The organism is Rhizobium sp. BK008, assembly GCF_014197345.1.
Classification (GTDB): Bacteria; Pseudomonadota; Alphaproteobacteria; order Rhizobiales; family Rhizobiaceae; genus Rhizobium; species Rhizobium anhuiense.
The window spans coordinates 1,073,736-1,090,392 of record NZ_JACIFK010000001.1 but is presented as its reverse complement, the minus strand read 5'-3'; the positions used below and the strand labels follow the sequence as shown (position 1 = coordinate 1,090,392).

Here is a 16,657-nt window from a genome sequence, read left to right as displayed (position 1 = left end):
ACTCCTCACGCATCTGCGGAAAGAACGGCAACACCTTCGCCGCGCTGATGTCCGACCGTGGTTACGACGGCGGCGGTGGCGCCTGCCCGCATCGGCGCCTCATGAGCGGCATCGAAGGGCGGAACCTTGGCCTTGCCATCGACGGCAAGGGCTGCAAGCGCCAGCCCCAGCGTGAACTGCGTCTCGATCGTATGGCCGGTGACGCCGCCGAAGCCGCGGATCGCAACGTCGGGCAAATGATGTTCGAGCACCGCCCGTTCACGGGCGGCAAGATCGTGCATACCGGTCGAGCCGGAAAAGACCGCCGTGCTCTCGGCGGCAAGTCCGACGGCCGGTGCCAGGAGCCGCTCCAGCCGGACCTCGAGATTGCCGGCATTGCGGTTGCCGCGGTCACCCTCGACCGCGTCGATGACGGCGTAGATATGGGCACCGCGGGCTTCGGCATGCTTGCGCGATTCGAGCACCAGGAAGGCGCCGGCCGAACCGGTGATCATGCCGCCGCCGTCGCTGGGTCTCCGCGACCAGAGCGGCACCCAGTCGCCGCGCGCATGCGCGCCGATCGCTTCGGTGAGCAGGATCATATCGGGCCGTTCGGCCGCGAAGGCGCCGCCAACCAGCGCATGCGAGGATTCGCCTGACTTGATGCGGTAGAAGGCGGTCTCGACGGCTGATATGCCGGCCGCTTCCTCGCCCATGAAGGTGCGCGAGGAGCCGGTGACCTTGTGCACGATCGAGATATTGCCGGCGAGCAGGTTGGAAAGCTGGGCAAGGAACAGCGTCGGCCGGAGCTCCGTCGTCAGCTTTTCGTTGAGCAGCAGCTCACGGTCGTTGCGCTTCAGCGCTTCGTCGACGATCAGCGTATCGACATTGATGTCACGCTCGCCGCCGCCGGCCGCCACGATCATGTCCATGGCGCCGCAGGCCTCGATATCATCCTTGAAGCCGGCATCGTCGAGCGCAAGGCCGGCAGCGAAAACGCCGATGCGCTGCCAGTTCTCCATCTGGCGCTGGTCGCCGCGCTTGGCGATCTGCTGCGACCAGTCGATCTCGGGCAGCGGATGCACCGGATAGGGCTTGAACTTCTCGGTCTCGACGATCGCCTTCGGGGTAGTGCCGGCCGAAAGCAGCGCGATATGCGCATCCTTGCCGACGCCCTGACAGGTGACGATGCCGATGCCTGTGATGACGACGTCGTTTGCAGCCTTGCTCATCCAATCACTCCCTGCGCCGCGATCGCTTCGAGAAGCCCGATCTCGCCGGCACGTTTCTTCACGATATCGCCGAGCGGCACCTCGGAAAACGGCATGGTGCGAAGCTTCAGCTGCGCATCGCAGACCTTCTTGCCGGCGCTGGTGATTTTAGCCTTGGCGACCGCAAAACCCGAACCGTCATGCTCCAGAACCGCCTCGATGTCGAGCACCGCTTCCGGCTCGACGAAGGTGCGCATCTTGGCGCCGTCGACAGTCATCAGGAAAGGCATGGCGGCAAAATCGGTGACGGCAAGCACCAGCATGCCGGAGGCCTGCGCCATGGTCTCGATCAGAAGCACGCCGGGGACCAGCGGCATTCCGGGAAAATGGCCTTCGAAAACGGGGCTCTTGGCCGGCACGACGGATCGCGCCTTAAGCGTGCCCTTCTTCAGGTCCACCGCTTCGACGCGGTCAATCATCTGGAAATATTCCAGCAGCATTCGGATCCTCCGGCCCGACAGGCCAGATCCGCCCGCCGGTGACGCCTGAAGCGCGTCGCATAGAAGCTGGTCGCACTTTAGGTCTTTGTTTTGTGCACGTCGTCGCCCCAAAACCGCTGCACGCTTTTGGGCGACATGCACTAGTTAGGAACGAAACCGCCCGGCCGCCATATTCACGGCGGCAGGGCGTTCAAAAAAGACTTTTATGTCGCTCAGGCCTTGGCTGCTTTGAGCTCGTCGATCTTGGCGCAGAGGTTCTTCAGCACGAAATATTCTTCGGTGGAAACCTTGCCTTCGTTGACTTCCTGCGTCCACTTTTCGAGCGGAATCTTGATGCCGAATTCCTTGTCGATCGCAAAGACGATGTCGAGGAAATCGAGGCTGTCGATACCGAGGTCGTCGATCGTATGGCTCTCCGGCGTGATCGTCGCGCGGTCGATCTCGCTGGTTTCTGCAATAATGTCGGCAACTTTATCGAATGTAGCGGTCACGCGCTGTACCTCATGAAATGACGATTTAAACCTCCTCATAGGCAAATCCATTTCAAAAGCCAATGCTTTCGTCCCGGCGTTGCGGCAATTTGCCGGTTGGGTGTTGCCTAAACAGCAATGGAATGCCGGTCTTTGCCGTCCCCGGGACGGGCGCCGAGGCGCGCGGCGATGCCGCACCCGAAAGCCCGCCCAGCCGGAAGGCGAAAAAGCCGTCCGAATCAAACCCGCGAACGGCCCTCGCATCGCGGCAAACGCAACTTCCGGCAAAACCGGCGGGCGGGGATGCTTTGATCTAAATCAAACAGCGATCCCGGCGAAATTGATAATCCTCAAGGCGCGCTGGGGGCATGCGCGGGCATGGGCCATGCCGGACGCGCCAATCCTGCCGGCCATACGAAGATTTCAAAAGGGATCAGGACATGGATGTTGCACGCAGTGAGCTTTTCGAGACCAGCACTCCTGTCGCTTGCGCTTCCTGCCAGGCGCGGCACGGCGTCGTCTGCGGCGCCCTGTCGAGTGGTCAATTGAGAGAGCTCAACCGCCACTCTCTGCGCCGCAAGATCGAGGCCGGCTGCGAAATCATCGCCCAAGGGGCGGAAAGCTCTTTCTATTCGAACATCATGCGCGGGGTGGTGAAGCTCTGCAAGGTGATGCAGGACGGGCGCCAGCAGATCGTCGGGCTGCAATTCGCCCCCGATTTTGTCGGCAGACCTTTCGTGCGTGAAAGCACGCTATCGGCTGAGGCTGCGACCGACGCCGAAATCTGCGTCTTTCCCCGTAACCTGCTCGACCGCATGATATCCGAGACACCAGAGCTGCAGCGCAGCTTGCACGATCAGGCGCTGAAGGAGCTCGATGCCGCGCGCGAGTGGATGCTGACGCTCGGCCGGCGCACCGCAGGCGAGAAAGTCGCAAGCCTGCTTTACCTTATCGCCACACATGCCGAACCGCAGACCGCCACGAGCACCGCCTTCGATCTGCCGCTATCGCGCGCCGAGATCGCCGATTTCCTCGGGATGACGATCGAAACCGTCAGCCGCCAGATGACCAAGCTGCGCAAGCGGGGCGTCATTCACATCGAGAACTTTCGACATATCGTCGTCCCCGATATGGATGAGCTGCAGAGCATGACCAGCGCGTAAAAAAGGGATCAAATGCCGCATTCGGCTTTCCGGTCCGGGATCAGCGCGTGATTATGACACGGGTATTGGCAAGGCCGGCCTGTCGTGCCAGCGAGAAGAACTGGGCAGCATTGTCCGGATGTAAGCGAACGCAACCATGCGAGGCCGGCCGGCCCAGCCGCTTCAGGTCGAAGGTGGCGTGAACGGCGTAACCGCCGTTGAAAAACACGGCGAAGGGCATCGGCGCATTGTCGTATTTCCTGGAGCGGTGATCGCGCGACAGCCATTTGGCGCTCCACGAACCGGTCGGCGTGACATAGCCGTTGCGCGCGGTCGAAACCTTCCAGCGATATTTGACGAAGCCGTTCTCGGTAACGGTCATCGTCTGCTTGCCGATGCTGATATTGGCGACCAGCGTTGCGGCCTGAGCGGCAACCGGAGAAAACTGCAGCAATAAACTTGCGGCCGCAGCCGCCAAAATCGTCTTCATGATAACCCCTCTTCGGCCCGCGCAACTTCATTGCGCCCTCACGGAAGAGAGACTACGGCAATACTTATTATATTGCTTTAATCCGAATGGTAATCACAACTCTAACGAGCCAAGGCGGGAGTTACCGGAGTAAGACACCGGCCTCTGCTTCACTGGAGCTTGCGCGCCGCCGAAGGCTGCTTGAGCTGTTGGTAGGCCTTGTTCATCTTCTCGCGGATCGAGGCCATTGTGCCGAGATTATGCCCACAGGCCGCACAGGTGATGATGTCGGTCTCCCGGATCTCGGGACGTTCGAACTTCATCTTCGTGCTCTTGCACTTCGGGCACGGTAACTCAACCTGAACTGTCATCGCTCTGCTTCCGGTCTGATAAAATATGAGGCGGTTCGAATAAACCTTTGCGGCGGCCATGTCCACCGGGCGTGATCTACCCTAGAGAAAACACAAGAACAGCCCGAAGATGATACCCGTCAGCACCATGCAGCTGGCATAGAACACCGAAACGCCGTCCTCGACATCGGCCGCAGTGGCCATATCGCGCCCGGGATTGTTGATCATCGGCTCGGCCACGATGACGCCGCCATAGACCCGAGGGCCGGCGAGTTGGACATTGAGCGCACCTGCCATTGCCGCTTCCGGCCGGCCGGAATTCGGCGAGCGGTGCAGGCCGCCGTCGCGCATCGCCACCCGAACCGCTTCTCGGCTGGCACTGGTGCCGCGCCTGATCCAGGCGCCGGCGGCGATCAGCAGGATCGAGAGGCGGGCGGCCGGCCAGTTGGCGACATCGTCGAGCCGGGCGGCCGCCCAGCCGAAATCGATGTATTTTTCCGACCTGTGGCCGATCATCGAATCCGCCGTGTTCAGCATCTTGTAGGCAAGCAGTCCCGGCAGGCCGAAGACGGCATACCAGAGCGCCGGCGCCACCACGCCATCGGAGAAATTCTCGGCAAGGCTTTCGATCGCCGCGCGGCAGACGGCCGGCTCGTCCAAAGTCTCGGGATCGCGCCCGACGATGCGGGAAACGGCGGCCCGTCCACCGGCAAGCCCTTCGTCGCGCAGCGCAATAGCGACGGCCGCGACGTGATCGGCAAGGCTCTTCTGCGCCAGGAAGATCGCCACCAGCCCGGTCTCCAGCAGGATGCCGGCAAGGCCGAACAGCGCGAAGAACCGGTCGAACACCAAGCCTGCGGCCACTGCCAGAAGAAGCAGCGCCAGGATGGCGGCGACGCCGTTCATCCGGCGTTGCGAGCCTGTCAGGCTTGATGGGTTGAGCTGCTGGTCGGCATAGGAAATCACCGCGCCGAAGATGGCGACGGGATGCGGCACCCGCGACCACAGCCATTGCGGATCGCCGAGGATCCGGTCGAGCAGCAGCGCCAGAAGCAGCACGAGAAGGTTTTCGTCGATCGTCATCGCTCAAATCTCTGAAGGGCTTCGATAAGCCGCCTGTCCGCCGCCCCATCGGGCGTCAGCCCGAAACGCAGCCACTCCGGCGCATAATCGAACTTGCGGACGAGAATATGATGGCGGCAGAGATGCGTGTAAATGTCGCCGGCTCTCGCATCGGCGACAAGGGTAAACAGCGCCGTTCCCCCCGCCGTCCGTAATCCCGCTCCCATCAGCGCCGCATGCAGACCGGCGCAACGTTCATCGATACGGCTACGGATCGAAGTAACATCCGAGCGCAGCAGCGACGCTGCAATCGAAAGCGCCGGGCCGGAAACCGCCCAGGGGCCGAGCCAATCCTCGAAGCGCGCGAGAATATCGCTACGCGCAATCGCAAAGCCGAGCCGCAGGCCGGCAAGTCCGAAGAACTTGCCAAAAGAGCGGAAGATGATGAGGTTGGAAAGTTCTTGCACGCGAGCCGCCAGGCTCAGCGCCGGATCGGTATCCCCGAAAGCCTCATCGACGACGAGCAGCCCATTTGCCGCTTTCATCCTGTCGTGCAGTGCGACCAGCGTTTCCGTCGACCATATGCGCCCATCCGGATTGTTCGGATTGACCACAACCGCGAGCCGATGCTCGATCCCGATTGCGGCAACATTATCGACCGCGTCGACGGCAAAGCCGGCCGAAGCGAAGGCGCGCGCATATTCCCCATAGGTCGGCGATACCACGGCAACCGTGTCGTCCATGGCGCCAACCGGCTTACCCGCCGCGATGAGGCGCGGCAGCAACTGGATCACCGATTGCGTGCCGGGCACCGGCAGCGGCAGGATCTCGCCGCTGCCATAATGATCGCGCGCCGCGCGCCTTGCCTCATCGACGAGATGCCGGTCCGGCAGCCGATGCCAGGCCCTTGCCGGAATGTCGGGCAAGGCGACAGGGCATGGATTGATGCCGGTGGAAAGATCGAGCCAGTCTTCCGGCCTGCCGCCGAAGGTGGCGGCAACGGCGGTGATGCCGCCGCCATGGGTGATCGGTGCGCTCATGCGGCAGCTCCGGCCAGATCGATCAGATGCATGTAGGAGCCCGCCACCTGGTCGCGCCGGAGGCCGGCAGCACCCAGATCGGTTCCGAGGGCATCCTGCGTTGCAAACAGCCGATTCCCCTCGCCCTCGGAGACGACGGTGGAATAGTGGAATTCATGCGCCGTCATCGTCCGCGCGAAAAAGGCGCCGTCGAGCGGCATGACGCGGCGATAGCCGAGATGGCGTTGCCGCTTGGCATAGCTGGTGACGACGGGCAGCAGGCCGAGCATTTCGTGGCGGCGCCCTTCCGCGTCAATCAGCCCGTCGCCGAGCACCATGTAGCCGCCGCACTCGCCGTAGATCCTGATGTCTCGTGCCGCCGCATCGAGCATGCCGGCGCGAAAATTCTGCGCCGCGGCCAGCCGCCCGGCATGCAGCTCGGGATAACCGCCCGGCAGATAAATCGCATCGGCATCGCCAGCCGGCGCCTCGTCGGCAAGCGGCGAGAAGAAGGAGATCGCAGCACCCCGGCGCCGCCAGCCGAGCAGCATGTGCTCATAAGAAAAGGCAAAGGCGACATCGCGTGCCACCGCGATACGGGCGCCCAGCGGCATCAGCCGCTCGATATTGGCGGCCGACGGCCGGTTGAGCCCCTGCCTGGCGATGCGCAGCAGGAATTCAAAATTGCATTCCTCGGAGACCGCATCCGCCGCGTGATCGATGAAATCTTCGAGGCTCGCATGTTCGCCGGCCTGGACGAGGCCGAGATGGCGCTCCGGCAGCGAAAGCGCCTTGTCGCTGCCGATCACGGCGATGACGGGCATGCGGATAGCCTCAAGCGCCTGGCGCAGCATCGCCTCGTGCCGTTCGCTGCCGACCTTGTTGAGGATGACGCCGGCAACGCGGACATCGGCGCGGAAACCGGCAAAACCGGCGACCAGCGGCGCCACCGACTGCGACATGCGCGAGGCATCGACGACGAGCACCACCGAAAGACCGAGCTGGGCGGCAAGATCGGCCGCCGTGCCCTTTCCGTCGGCCGCTCCGTCGAAAAGCCCCATCATTGCCTCGATGACGAGGATGCGGTCGCCGGAGCGATGCAGGGCCGCATTGGCCGAGATCAGTTCAGGGCGCATCGCCCAGGGATCGAAATTCAGGCAGAGCGTGCCGCTTGCCGCCGCATGGAAGGCGGGGTCGATATAGTCAGGACCTGCCTTGCCCGGCGCGACCGCGATGCCGCGGCGGCGAAGCGCTCTGAGCAGCCCGAGCGTCACCGTCGTCTTGCCGGCGCCGGAGGAAGGGGCTGCGATCAGGAGGCCGCTCATGCCTGCACCTTGCCGGACCGGCGGAACGGATCGGGTTGCAGGCGCCGTCCGCCGAGCGCGCCGAGCCAATCGAGCGAGGCTCTGAGCCGCACCACCTCGCCGACGACGACCACCGCCGGCGGCTCCAGCCCGGAGGCGGCAACGGCCTCGGTCGCCTCTCCGAGCGTCGTTTCCAGCACCTGCTGCCGGCCGGTGGCGGCATTACAGACGAAGGCGACGGGTTCCGACGGCAGCCGGCCGGCGGCGATGAGATTGGCGCTGATCTCGGCTATATGCTTCATCGCCATATACATGACGATGACGGGCGAGCCCCGGCCGATCGCCTCCCAGTCGATCCTGTCAGGCACGATACCGGAGGAATCATGGCCGGTGAGGAAGGTCACGGCATGGTTGATATCGCGATGTGTCACCGGAATGCCGGCATAGGCAAGCCCGCCGATACCGGCGGTGACGCCGGGCACGATGCGGAAGGGAATATTGTGCTCGACCAGCGTCAATGCCTCCTCGCCGCCGCGGCCGAAGACGAAGGGATCGCCGCCCTTCAGCCGCAGCACGCGCTTGCCGGCGCGCGCCAGATCCACCAGCCGCAGCGAAATGTCGCGCTGTTTCGCCGAAGGCTTGCCGCCGCGTTTGCCGGCATATTCCACCAGCGTTTCCGGCCGCGCCAGTGCCAGGCATTCCTCGTTCACCAGCGCGTCGTGCACGATGACGTCGGCCTCGAAAAGCCCCTTGGCGGCAAGCAGCGTCAAAAGCCCGGGATCGCCGGGACCGGCGCCGACGAGCCAGACGCTGCCCGGCTCCAGCGCCGGAAGATGGGAGAATGCGGCATCGATCATCATGTTGATCTAGGCCCCGCAAAGGGCAAGGTCAACGCCGCGCCCGTCACCTCACTGGAAGTTGCTGAGATTGCTATGACTCACTTCGCAAAGAGGCGGATTCGATTTCACAACAAACCCGCTCAACAATATGAATAGATTATAATATCATCAAGAAGGCCAGCCGCGGCGCAGCCGGCCTTCCCGACCGTCAGGCGGCAAGCAGCGTGTTGCGGATGAGGTCGATGACCTTCTCCGATTCGATGCCGGTGCAGACGATCTGGCTCGGCAGGCCGTCCCAGTCTCCATTAGGCGGAAAATGCCGGCCGTCCCGCTTGACGATCGTCTGGCCATCGGCGATGCCGCCACAGACGACGCGCACAGCACCCGATATCGACGAGAACAGCTCGGGCGCCACGACATAGACGCCGGCGCAGCTGTCATGCACCATCATGCCGTCTTCGACCGCGTGCTTATAAAAATCGATATAGGACTGCGAGAGCGCGTCGAGCTGCTTGAGAGCCTTATCACCCCTCGCCGCCATCTCGCCGAGATAGCTGCGGCTCATCGTGGTGATCGCGGTGACGTCGAGGCCGATGACGGCCACTTTCCACGGCGCGGTCATGACGATGTCGGCAGCCTCGGGATCACCGTGAATATTGGCCTCGGCGACCGGCGAGACATTGCCCGGCACATAGAAATTGCCGCCCATGATAACGACGTCCTTGACCAGCGTCGCAATCTCGGGGTCTTCCTTCAGCGCCAGCGCCAGGTTGGTCATCCGGCCGACGGCGACGAGGCGGACCTCACCCGGGTTGGCGCGCACCGTGTCGATGATGAAGCGGTGCGCCGGGCGCGCATCGAGCGGCAGGTCGATCGTTTCCGGCACGTCGATATCGCCGAGACCGTTGTCGCCATGCACCATGGCCGGCCACGGCCGCTCCGCACGCGAGGAATCGATGGTGACGCTGGCGCCCTTGGCAACCGGTGCCGCAATATTCCATTCGCGCTTGAGGAAGAGCGCATTGCGCGTCGTCGTCTCGACTGAAGCGTTGCCGAAGACCGTGGTAATGCCGAGAAGGTCGATCTCGGCATGACGGTGCAGAAAAAGAAGCGCCATGGCGTCGTCGACGCCAGGGTCGGTGTCATAGATGACCTTGTGCATGAGATATCCTCTAGATGTGAACCCGTGAAGCTGCCGGACGGCGCCGCGAATTGGCGCCACCATAACGTCGGCTAGGCTTTCTGCAACCCGCTGCGGGCAACTGCCGCCGTCGCATGCGCAGATTTGATTTTGGCGACGGCAAGCTCGGCATCCGGCCCCGCAGCCGCCAGCGCAGCTGCCTCGGCAACCCCATGGCAGCCGACGCGGGCAAAGACCTTCGCGGAGGGATTCTTGAGCCGCGGCGTCTCCTCTTCCAGCCGCGGCGCGTCGAAAAACACGGCGGGCACGGAAAAATGCGCGGCAACGGCAAGGATTGCCGGCTCATGTCTCCGGCTGTCGATCGAGGCAATGGCTGCGAGTTCCGCAGCAGCAATACCGGCTGCGTCGAGCGCTGCGATCGCAAGCGCCAGCATCTCGGCAGGTAGCGTCCCCCGCTCGCAACCGAGGCCGAGCACGTGGCGCCTCGCCCTATCGAAAGAGATATCGCTCATGGAAAACCGCCGAATGCGCCCTGCCCGTGTCCTCGCAGCCATTGCAGCTTGGTGCGGCAAATGCAACAAGGCCGTCCGAAATCCCTGCCTGGAATACCACCTTGCCCGATATCGCCTTCCATCTGCTTCTGCTGCTCTGCATCGCTGCCTTTTTTGCCGGTTTCGTCGATTCCATTGCCGGCGGCGGCGGCCTCGTCACCGTTCCCGTCATGCTGATCGCCGGCATTCCGCCGCTCCAGACCCTCGGTACCAACAAGGTGCAGTCCCTCTTCGGCGCCGCCTCGGCCACGATCGCTTATGCTCGCAAGGGCCATGTGGAGCTGCGTGAGCAATTGCCGATGGCGCTGATGGCCATCATGGGCGGCGCACTCGGCGCCGCACTCGCCACGATCGTGCCCGGTGAGGTGCTGGAGGCGATCATGCCGGTGCTGCTGGTGGCGATCGCGATCTTCTTTGCCGTCAAGCCTAATCTCAACGACCTCGACAAACACCGTCTGATCACACCCTTCGCCTTTGGCTTGACGCTTGTCCCGGTCATCGGCCTCTATGACGGCGTCTTCGGCCCCGGCACCGGTTCCTTCTTCATGCTGGCCTTCGTCACACTCGCCGGCTTCGGCGTGCTGAAGGCGACGGCCCACACCAAGCTTCTCAATCTCGGATCGAATTTCGGCGCGCTCATCGTCTTCGCAAGCTTCGGCGCGATCCTCTGGAAGATCGGCCTGTTGATGGGCATCTGCCAGTTCCTCGGCGCGCAGCTGGGTTCCCGGCTGGCCATGCGCATCGGCGCAAAGCTCATCAAGCCGCTGCTCGTCTTCGTCTGCATCGCCCTTGCGGTGAAGCTGCTCGCCAACCCGGCAAATCCGCTGCGCATCTGGCTCGGCGCCTGACACGAACCCTCGACCATCTTCATTACCTCTGGCGTAATTGATACGGTACATCGCCTTCCCGCATGATCGGGCTGCCTGGAATTGACGGGCGATCAAGAGGAGATGACCTGATGAATGACGCAAACAACAACGCAGAGCGCTATCTCGCCGTCTGGAATGAGACGGATGCCGCTCGCCGCCGCGCCCTCATCGCCGAGAGCTGGAGCGAAGCCGCGACCTATATCGACCCACTGATGCGCGGTGAAGGCCATGAGCAGATCAATTCGCTGGTCGAGGCGGTGCAAAGCCGCTTCCCCGGTTTCCGCTTCGCCCTGATCGGCGCGGCCGACGGCTACGGCGATAACCTGCGCTTCTCCTGGGGGCTCGGCCCGGAAAATGGCGAAGCGCTGATCAAGGGCACAGATTTCGCCGAGCTCGAAGGCGGCAAGCTGAAATCCGTGCGCGGTTTCATAGATTTGCTGCCGGAAGCCGCCTGATGTCGCCGACCGCCCGCTCGCTTGGAGACCATCTGCGCGAATGGCGCCAGCGCCGCCGCATGAGTCAGCTCGACCTCGCGCTGGAGGCGGAGATCTCGCAGCGGCATCTGAGCTTCATCGAGAGCGGGCGCTCGACACCAAGCCGCGACATGCTGCTGCATCTTGCCGAACGGCTCGACGTGCCCCTTCGCGATCGAAACCCGCTGCTGCTCGCGGCGGGTTTCGCTCCTGTTTTTGCCGAACGCAAGCTGGATGATCCCGCACTGGAACCGGCCCGTCGCGCCATCGACATGGTGCTGAAAGGGCACGAGCCCTTCCCAGCAATCGCCATCGACCGCCACTGGACACTCATCGCAGCCAATGCGGCCATTGCGCCGTTGCTCTCAGGCGTTGCCGACCAGTCCTTGCTCTCGCCACCCGTCAACGTACTGCGCCTCAGCCTGCATCCACAGGGATTGGCGCCCCATGTCAAAAACCTCTCCGAATGGCGCGCCCACCTTATCAGCAGGCTGCGCCAACAGTTCTCGGCTTCGGGCGATCTAATGTTGGACAAGCTTTTGAAGGAGTTGCTATCCTATCCAGCGCCTAAAACTGCCGGCGAGGTCCATACCGACTATGCCGGCATCGCCGTTCCCCTTCAACTTTCGACCAAGGCCGGCCTGCTTTCCCTGATTTCGACAACGACGGTCTTCGGCACACCCGTCGACATCACGTTGTCGGAACTCGCGGTCGAATCTTTCTTTCCGGTGGATGAGGAAACGGCGGCCATCCTGCGCAGCCTCGCGCTCAGCTGACCGTCTCAGAACTCCACGCCGGGCTGGCCCTTGATGCCGGAGCGGAAGGGATGTTTGACGAGTTCCATCTCGGTCACCAGATCGGCGATCTCGATCAGTTCCTCCTTGGCGTTGCGCCCCGTCAGCACGACATGCGTCATCGCGGGCTTCTCGGTCTTCAGAAAGGCGACGACGTCGTTGATGTCGAGATAGTCGTAGCGCAGCGCGATGTTGATCTCGTCGAGCAGCACCATGGAATTGTTTTCGTCGCGGATCAGTTCCTTGGCCTTTTCCCAGGCGGCCGAGGCGGCCGCGACATCGCGGGCGCGGTCCTGCGTTTCCCAAGTGAAACCCTCGCCCATCGTGTGGAACTGGCAGAGATCGGAGAAATGCTTCTCGATCAGGTCGCGCTCGCCGGTCCACATCGCACCCTTGATGAACTGCACAACGGCCGAGGGCTTACCGTGGGCGATGTGGCGGAAGATCATGCCAAAGGCGGCCGACGATTTTCCCTTGCCCTTGCCGGTATGGACGATGATCAGGCCCTTGCCGTCGGTCTTAGTCGCCATGATCTTGTCGCGCGCCGCCTTCTTCTTCGCCATCTTCTCGGCGTGGCGCGCATCGTCCTTGCCGGTCCCGGCTTCTGCGATCTCGCTGTCAGGAGTCTCGTCACTCATTGGTTCACCTCATTCTGTTGTCTGGCGGCCAGGTCGAACTGGGCCGAATTGCTGCGCGGCGTCCAAAGACTGCGGTCGACGGCTTCGCGCAGCCGCTCCCTCATCTCGTCGAATGCAGCCGGGTTCTTCTCGATCATGAAATCGCGCACGGCGGGATCGGCGACGAAGGCCTGGTAGACCGCCTCGAAATGATGAGCGCCGACCGCCCCCGTCGTCGCCGAAAAGGCGAAGAGATAATCGACGGTGGCGGCAATCTCGGCCGCCCCCTTATAGCCGTGGCGCATGACGCCTGCGATCCATTTCGGATTGACGACACGTCCGCGCACGACGCGGCCGATCTCCTCCTCGAGCGAACGGATCACCGGCTTTTCCGGCCTGGAATGGTCGTTATGATAGATCGAAGGACGCGCGCCGGCGAGCTGTTCGGCCGCCGCCGCCATGCCGCCCTCGAACTGGTAGTAATCGTCGCTGTCGAGCAGGTCGTGCTCGCGATTGTCCTGGTTCTGAATGACGGCCTGCACCGAGCGCAGCCGCTCCTCGAACAGGCCGCGTTCGGCCTTGCCTTCCTCGCCGGCGCCATAGGCATAGCTGCCCCAGACGAGATAGGCTTCGGCGAGATCGGCGCGCCGCTCCCAGCCCTTTTCGTCGATCAGCGCCTGCAGGCCGGCGCCATAGGCACCAGGCTTCGAACCGAAGACCCTGTAGCCCGCCCGGCGCCTTGCCGAGACCTCGTCCAGACCGGCGGCGGCAAGCCTTGCGGCCTCGCCGCGCATGCGCGCTGCGATCGGATTGTCGGCCTCGTCCTCGCCAAGCGCGCCGACGGCGCGGATCGCCTTGTCGAACAGCGCGATCTGCTCGGGGAAGGCATCGCGGAAAAAGCCGGAGATGCGGAGCGTCACATCCACACGCGGCCGTCCGAGCATCGCCGGCGGGATGATCTCATAGCCGGTGACACGGCGCGAGCTCATGTCCCAGAGCGGCCTGACGCCGATCAGCGCCAAAGCCTGGGCGATGTCGTCACCGCCGGTGCGCATGTTCGACGTGCCCCAGGCCGTCAGCCCGAAGGAGACAGGCCATTCGCCGTGATCCTGCACATAGCGGCGCACCAGCAGTTCTGCGGACTTTTTGCCGAGCTCGTAGGCCGCCGGCGTCGGCACGGCGCGACTGTCGACCGAATAGAAATTGCGGCCGGTCGGCAGCACGTCGGGCCGCCCGCGCGTCGGCGCGCCGGAAGGCCCGGGCGCGACGAACCGGCCGTCGAGCCCTTTGAACAGCCCGTCGATCTCGGCGGGGCCGCAGGCAAGGATGGAGGGCTTGAGGCGGGTGTCGATTTCGGAGAGCACCGATCTGGTTTGAGACCAGAGGGACGGGCAGTCCATCTCGCCGGAGACGAATTTTGCGGCCAGCAGTTCGATGCGCTCGACGGTGTCTCCATTGGTCCGCCAGGGGGCGTCGAGAATATCGGCGACGATTGCGGGCTTCGGGCGGGTCCAGGCAGTGGCCATGTCGCAATCGAGAGGGTCGAAGATAGGGGCACCCCGCACGACGCCGCTCAATCCAGCATCCGCCGCGATCGCCCGCTGCAGGCTCGCATCCCCGCCCTCACCCAGCCCGCGCGGGACCCGCACCAGCGCCACGGTCAGATCGGTCAGGAGCCGCCCCCCGGGCGACACACCGAACACATGCAGCCCGTCGCGGATCTGCATTTCCTTGAGGTCGCAGAGATAGGCGTCGAGCTTCTTCAGCGCCTCGCCCTCGCTTTCGCCCTTCGTTATGCCGGCGTCGCGGTCGAGGCCGATATCGGCGACGAGATCGAGAATCTGCCGGCTGAGCAGGCGGATGCGGCGGGGATCGCCGCCGGAGGCCTCATAATATTCGTCGACCAGCGCTTCCAGGTCTTTCAGCGGCCCGTAACTCTCGGCCCGCGTCAAAGGCGGCGTCAGATGATCGATGATGACGGCAGCGCTGCGGCGCTTGGCCTGCGTACCCTCGCCGGGATCGTTGACGATGAAGGGATAGAGATGCGGCAGCGGCCCGAGGATCGCCTCGGGATAGCAGCTTTCCGACAGTGCCAGCGCCTTGCCCGGCAACCACTCGAGATTGCCGTGTTTGCCCATGTGGATGACGGCATGGGCAGCGAATTCGCAGCGCAGGAAAGCGTAGAAGGCGAGGTAGCCGTGCGGCGGCACGAGATCCGGCGAATGATAGCTCTCCTTCGGATCGATATTGTAGCCGCGCGCCGGCTGGATACCGACGAGCACACCGCCGAACCGGGCAAACGGCAGAGCGAAAGCGCCCCCGCGAAAATACGGATCGTCTTCGGGATCGCCCCAACGGGCTCTCACCTCATCCTGAATCTGATTGGGAAGAGATTCCAGGAAGCCGTTGTAGAGACTCAGGGAAAGCGTCTCTCGGATGATCTTGCCGTCATGACCGGAATTGGTCGGTCCTTCCATCAGATGGCGGATCAGCGCATCGCCGTCGGCCGGAATGTCGGCGACCGGATAACCCACCGCCCGCATAGCCTTCAGCACTTCGATGGTGCCGGCCGGCGTATCGAGGCCGACGCCGTTGCCGAGCCGGCCATCGCGATTCGGATAATTCGCCATGACGAGCGCGATGCGCCGGTCGCCGGCGCAGGCCCTCCGCAGCCGCGCCCAGTTGGCGGCAAGCTCCGCCGTATAGCGCACCCGGCCGGCATCCGGTTCGCTGGCGACGATATTCGTCTCGACAGCCGCATCGTAACGCGCCGCCGTCTTGAAGGAGACAGCCCGCGCCAGCACCCGGCCGTCCACCTCTGGGAGCGCCACATTCATGCCGAGATCGCGCGCCGACAGGCCTTGCGAGGAAGCCGCCCACGCCTCCCTCGAAGAAGCCGACAGGATAGCCTGCAGTACGATCGCCTCATTCGCCTCCAGCACCGTTGACTGCCGATCCGCACCCGGTGCCGAGACGGCAAAGCCAGTCGTGTTGATGACGACATCGGGCTTCAGTGCCGAAAACACGCTTTCGAGAATGCCTGTCGAAACGGGATCCTTGAGGCTATAAGCAAAGACCGGCAACGGCCGGAGGCCAAGTGCGACCAGCGCCTCGACCAGCGCCTCGATCGGCCCGATCTCGCCGCTTTGGACGAGGGCGCGGTAGAAGCTGATAGCGACGACGGGGGAAGGTGCGGGTTCGATTCCCATCTTCTCCGTCGAGTTTGAGGTACCCCCCTCTGTCCTGCCGGACAAAGAGGCAGCCACGCGCCAAGACTCCTCCGCAACAACCTGCCGCCACTCCTCAACCCCGATCAACCCTCGCCCCGGCCACCAGATGCCGGCCTTCATCAGTGGCACCGCCGGCGCCGGCTTCTCCATGCCTGCCAGCATCGCCCCGGCATAGTCGAGGAAGGCCCGCGCATTGGCATCGCCACCCTCGATCAGATAGGCCCACAGCGCATTAAGATCGTCGAGATCAACATTGGAGAAAGGGACGAGCCCGGCATCCGGCTTCGCATCACCCGGAAGCACCGCGATCAATGCACCGGCGCGGGACGCTGCGGCATGCAGCGCTTCCAGCGCATAGTGAAAATAGCTGGCACCGCCGAGCGCCCGCACGATAATCAGCTTGGCATGCCGCGCCGTGCGCTCGACATAGGTATCGACCGACATCGGATGCTTGAGGCTCATCAGGCTGGCGAGCCGCAGCGAATGCTGCCCCTTGCGGTCGCGGTGGGCGGCTGCGATCGCGGCGAGTTCGCTGTCGGCGGCCGACAGGAACAGGATCTCGCCCGGCGTCTGCCCGAGGTCGATCGCCTCCTCGCCGTCGCTGATCGTTCCCTGCTGGGCCAGAAGCAGATGCATT

17 protein-coding genes are annotated in these 16,657 nt (G+C 63.6%); 4 read left to right on the top strand and 13 right to left on the bottom strand.

The genetic code is table 11. The annotated features are described in order from the left end of the window. Nucleotides 1–5 precede the first annotated feature (5 nt). From FHT69_RS05270 to FHT69_RS05260, 3 genes are all read right to left on the bottom strand, one after another. Entirely contained in the window at nucleotides 6–1,211 is a 1,206-nt protein-coding gene (locus tag FHT69_RS05270; protein ID WP_028756573.1) for a beta-ketoacyl-ACP synthase, read from the bottom strand. Further along, entirely contained in the window at nucleotides 1,208–1,690 is a 483-nt protein-coding gene (locus tag FHT69_RS05265; RefSeq protein WP_183905041.1) for a 3-hydroxyacyl-ACP dehydratase FabZ family protein, read from the bottom strand. Before FHT69_RS05265 ends, FHT69_RS05270 begins: the two co-directional genes overlap by 4 nt. Before the next feature lie 212 nt (nucleotides 1,691–1,902). Next, nucleotides 1,903–2,181 (bottom strand): acyl carrier protein, encoded by a 279-nt coding sequence (locus tag FHT69_RS05260; protein WP_003540486.1) that lies wholly within the window; start codon nucleotides 2,179–2,181, stop codon nucleotides 1,903–1,905. A 419-nt stretch (nucleotides 2,182–2,600) separates the two neighbouring features. Here FHT69_RS05260 and FHT69_RS05255 point away from each other — a divergent pair, with 419 nt between their 5' ends. Next, the gene (locus FHT69_RS05255) at nucleotides 2,601–3,323 is read left to right on the top strand and encodes a Crp/Fnr family transcriptional regulator (protein ID WP_028756574.1); all 723 of its coding nucleotides are present in this window, start codon (nucleotides 2,601–2,603) and stop codon (nucleotides 3,321–3,323) included. A gap of 40 nt (nucleotides 3,324–3,363) precedes the next feature. Here FHT69_RS05255 and FHT69_RS05250 read toward each other — a convergent pair whose 3' ends face one another. From FHT69_RS05250 to FHT69_RS05215, 8 genes are all read right to left on the bottom strand, one after another. Next, nucleotides 3,364–3,792: a L,D-transpeptidase gene (locus FHT69_RS05250; RefSeq protein ID WP_028756575.1), complete on the bottom strand. Its 429-nt coding sequence runs from the start codon at nucleotides 3,790–3,792 to the stop codon at nucleotides 3,364–3,366. Between the two features lie 149 nt (nucleotides 3,793–3,941). After that, the gene (locus FHT69_RS05245; protein WP_028756576.1) at nucleotides 3,942–4,142 is read right to left on the bottom strand and encodes a hypothetical protein; all 201 of its coding nucleotides are present in this window, start codon (nucleotides 4,140–4,142) and stop codon (nucleotides 3,942–3,944) included. Nucleotides 4,143–4,223: 81 nt separating this feature from the next. Then, nucleotides 4,224–5,204: an adenosylcobinamide-phosphate synthase CbiB gene (gene cbiB / locus FHT69_RS05240; RefSeq protein ID WP_097594281.1), complete on the bottom strand. Its 981-nt coding sequence runs from the start codon at nucleotides 5,202–5,204 to the stop codon at nucleotides 4,224–4,226. Next, nucleotides 5,201–6,223, bottom strand: coding sequence for a threonine-phosphate decarboxylase CobD (cobD, locus tag FHT69_RS05235; RefSeq protein WP_183905040.1), 1,023 nt, complete (start codon nucleotides 6,221–6,223; stop codon nucleotides 5,201–5,203). The genes cbiB and cobD overlap by 4 nt, the downstream gene beginning before the upstream one ends. Beyond that, entirely contained in the window at nucleotides 6,220–7,527 is a 1,308-nt protein-coding gene (locus FHT69_RS05230) for a cobyrinate a,c-diamide synthase (RefSeq protein WP_028756568.1), read from the bottom strand. The genes cobD and FHT69_RS05230 overlap by 4 nt, the downstream gene beginning before the upstream one ends. Then, nucleotides 7,524–8,363, bottom strand: a complete 840-nt coding sequence (cobA, locus tag FHT69_RS05225) for a uroporphyrinogen-III C-methyltransferase (protein WP_028756567.1) — start codon at nucleotides 8,361–8,363, stop codon at nucleotides 7,524–7,526. Before cobA ends, FHT69_RS05230 begins: the two co-directional genes overlap by 4 nt. Nucleotides 8,364–8,553: 190 nt before the next feature. Continuing rightward, the gene (locus FHT69_RS05220) at nucleotides 8,554–9,507 is read right to left on the bottom strand and encodes a nucleoside hydrolase (RefSeq protein ID WP_028756566.1); all 954 of its coding nucleotides are present in this window, start codon (nucleotides 9,505–9,507) and stop codon (nucleotides 8,554–8,556) included. 71 nt (nucleotides 9,508–9,578) lie between these two features. Further along, nucleotides 9,579–9,998: a cobalamin biosynthesis protein gene (locus FHT69_RS05215; protein ID WP_028756565.1), complete on the bottom strand. Its 420-nt coding sequence runs from the start codon at nucleotides 9,996–9,998 to the stop codon at nucleotides 9,579–9,581. A gap of 101 nt (nucleotides 9,999–10,099) precedes the next feature. Between FHT69_RS05215 and FHT69_RS05210 the strand changes: the two genes are divergently transcribed. The 3 genes from FHT69_RS05210 to FHT69_RS05200 all read left to right on the top strand — a co-directional run bounded on the left by FHT69_RS05210 (nucleotide 10,100) and on the right by FHT69_RS05200 (nucleotide 12,155). Beyond that, complete coding sequence (locus FHT69_RS05210) at nucleotides 10,100–10,885, top strand: TSUP family transporter (RefSeq protein ID WP_047611645.1); 786 nt, start codon at nucleotides 10,100–10,102, stop codon at nucleotides 10,883–10,885. 110 nt (nucleotides 10,886–10,995) lie between these two features. Then, complete coding sequence (locus FHT69_RS05205; protein ID WP_028756563.1) at nucleotides 10,996–11,361, top strand: nuclear transport factor 2 family protein; 366 nt, start codon at nucleotides 10,996–10,998, stop codon at nucleotides 11,359–11,361. Next, nucleotides 11,361–12,155, top strand: coding sequence for a helix-turn-helix domain-containing protein (locus FHT69_RS05200; RefSeq protein ID WP_183905039.1), 795 nt, complete (start codon nucleotides 11,361–11,363; stop codon nucleotides 12,153–12,155). The genes FHT69_RS05205 and FHT69_RS05200 overlap by 1 nt, the downstream gene beginning before the upstream one ends. A 5-nt stretch (nucleotides 12,156–12,160) precedes the next feature. Here the strand turns inward: FHT69_RS05200 and cobO are convergent, their stop codons facing one another. Beyond that, entirely contained in the window at nucleotides 12,161–12,811 is a 651-nt protein-coding gene (gene cobO, locus FHT69_RS05195; RefSeq protein WP_028756561.1) for a cob(I)yrinic acid a,c-diamide adenosyltransferase, read from the bottom strand. Then, a complete protein-coding gene (gene cobN, locus FHT69_RS05190; RefSeq protein WP_183905038.1) occupies nucleotides 12,808–16,656 on the bottom strand; it encodes a cobaltochelatase subunit CobN in 3,849 nt (1,282 codons plus the stop codon). The genes cobO and cobN overlap by 4 nt, the downstream gene beginning before the upstream one ends. Nucleotide 16,657: the final 1 nt, after the last annotated feature.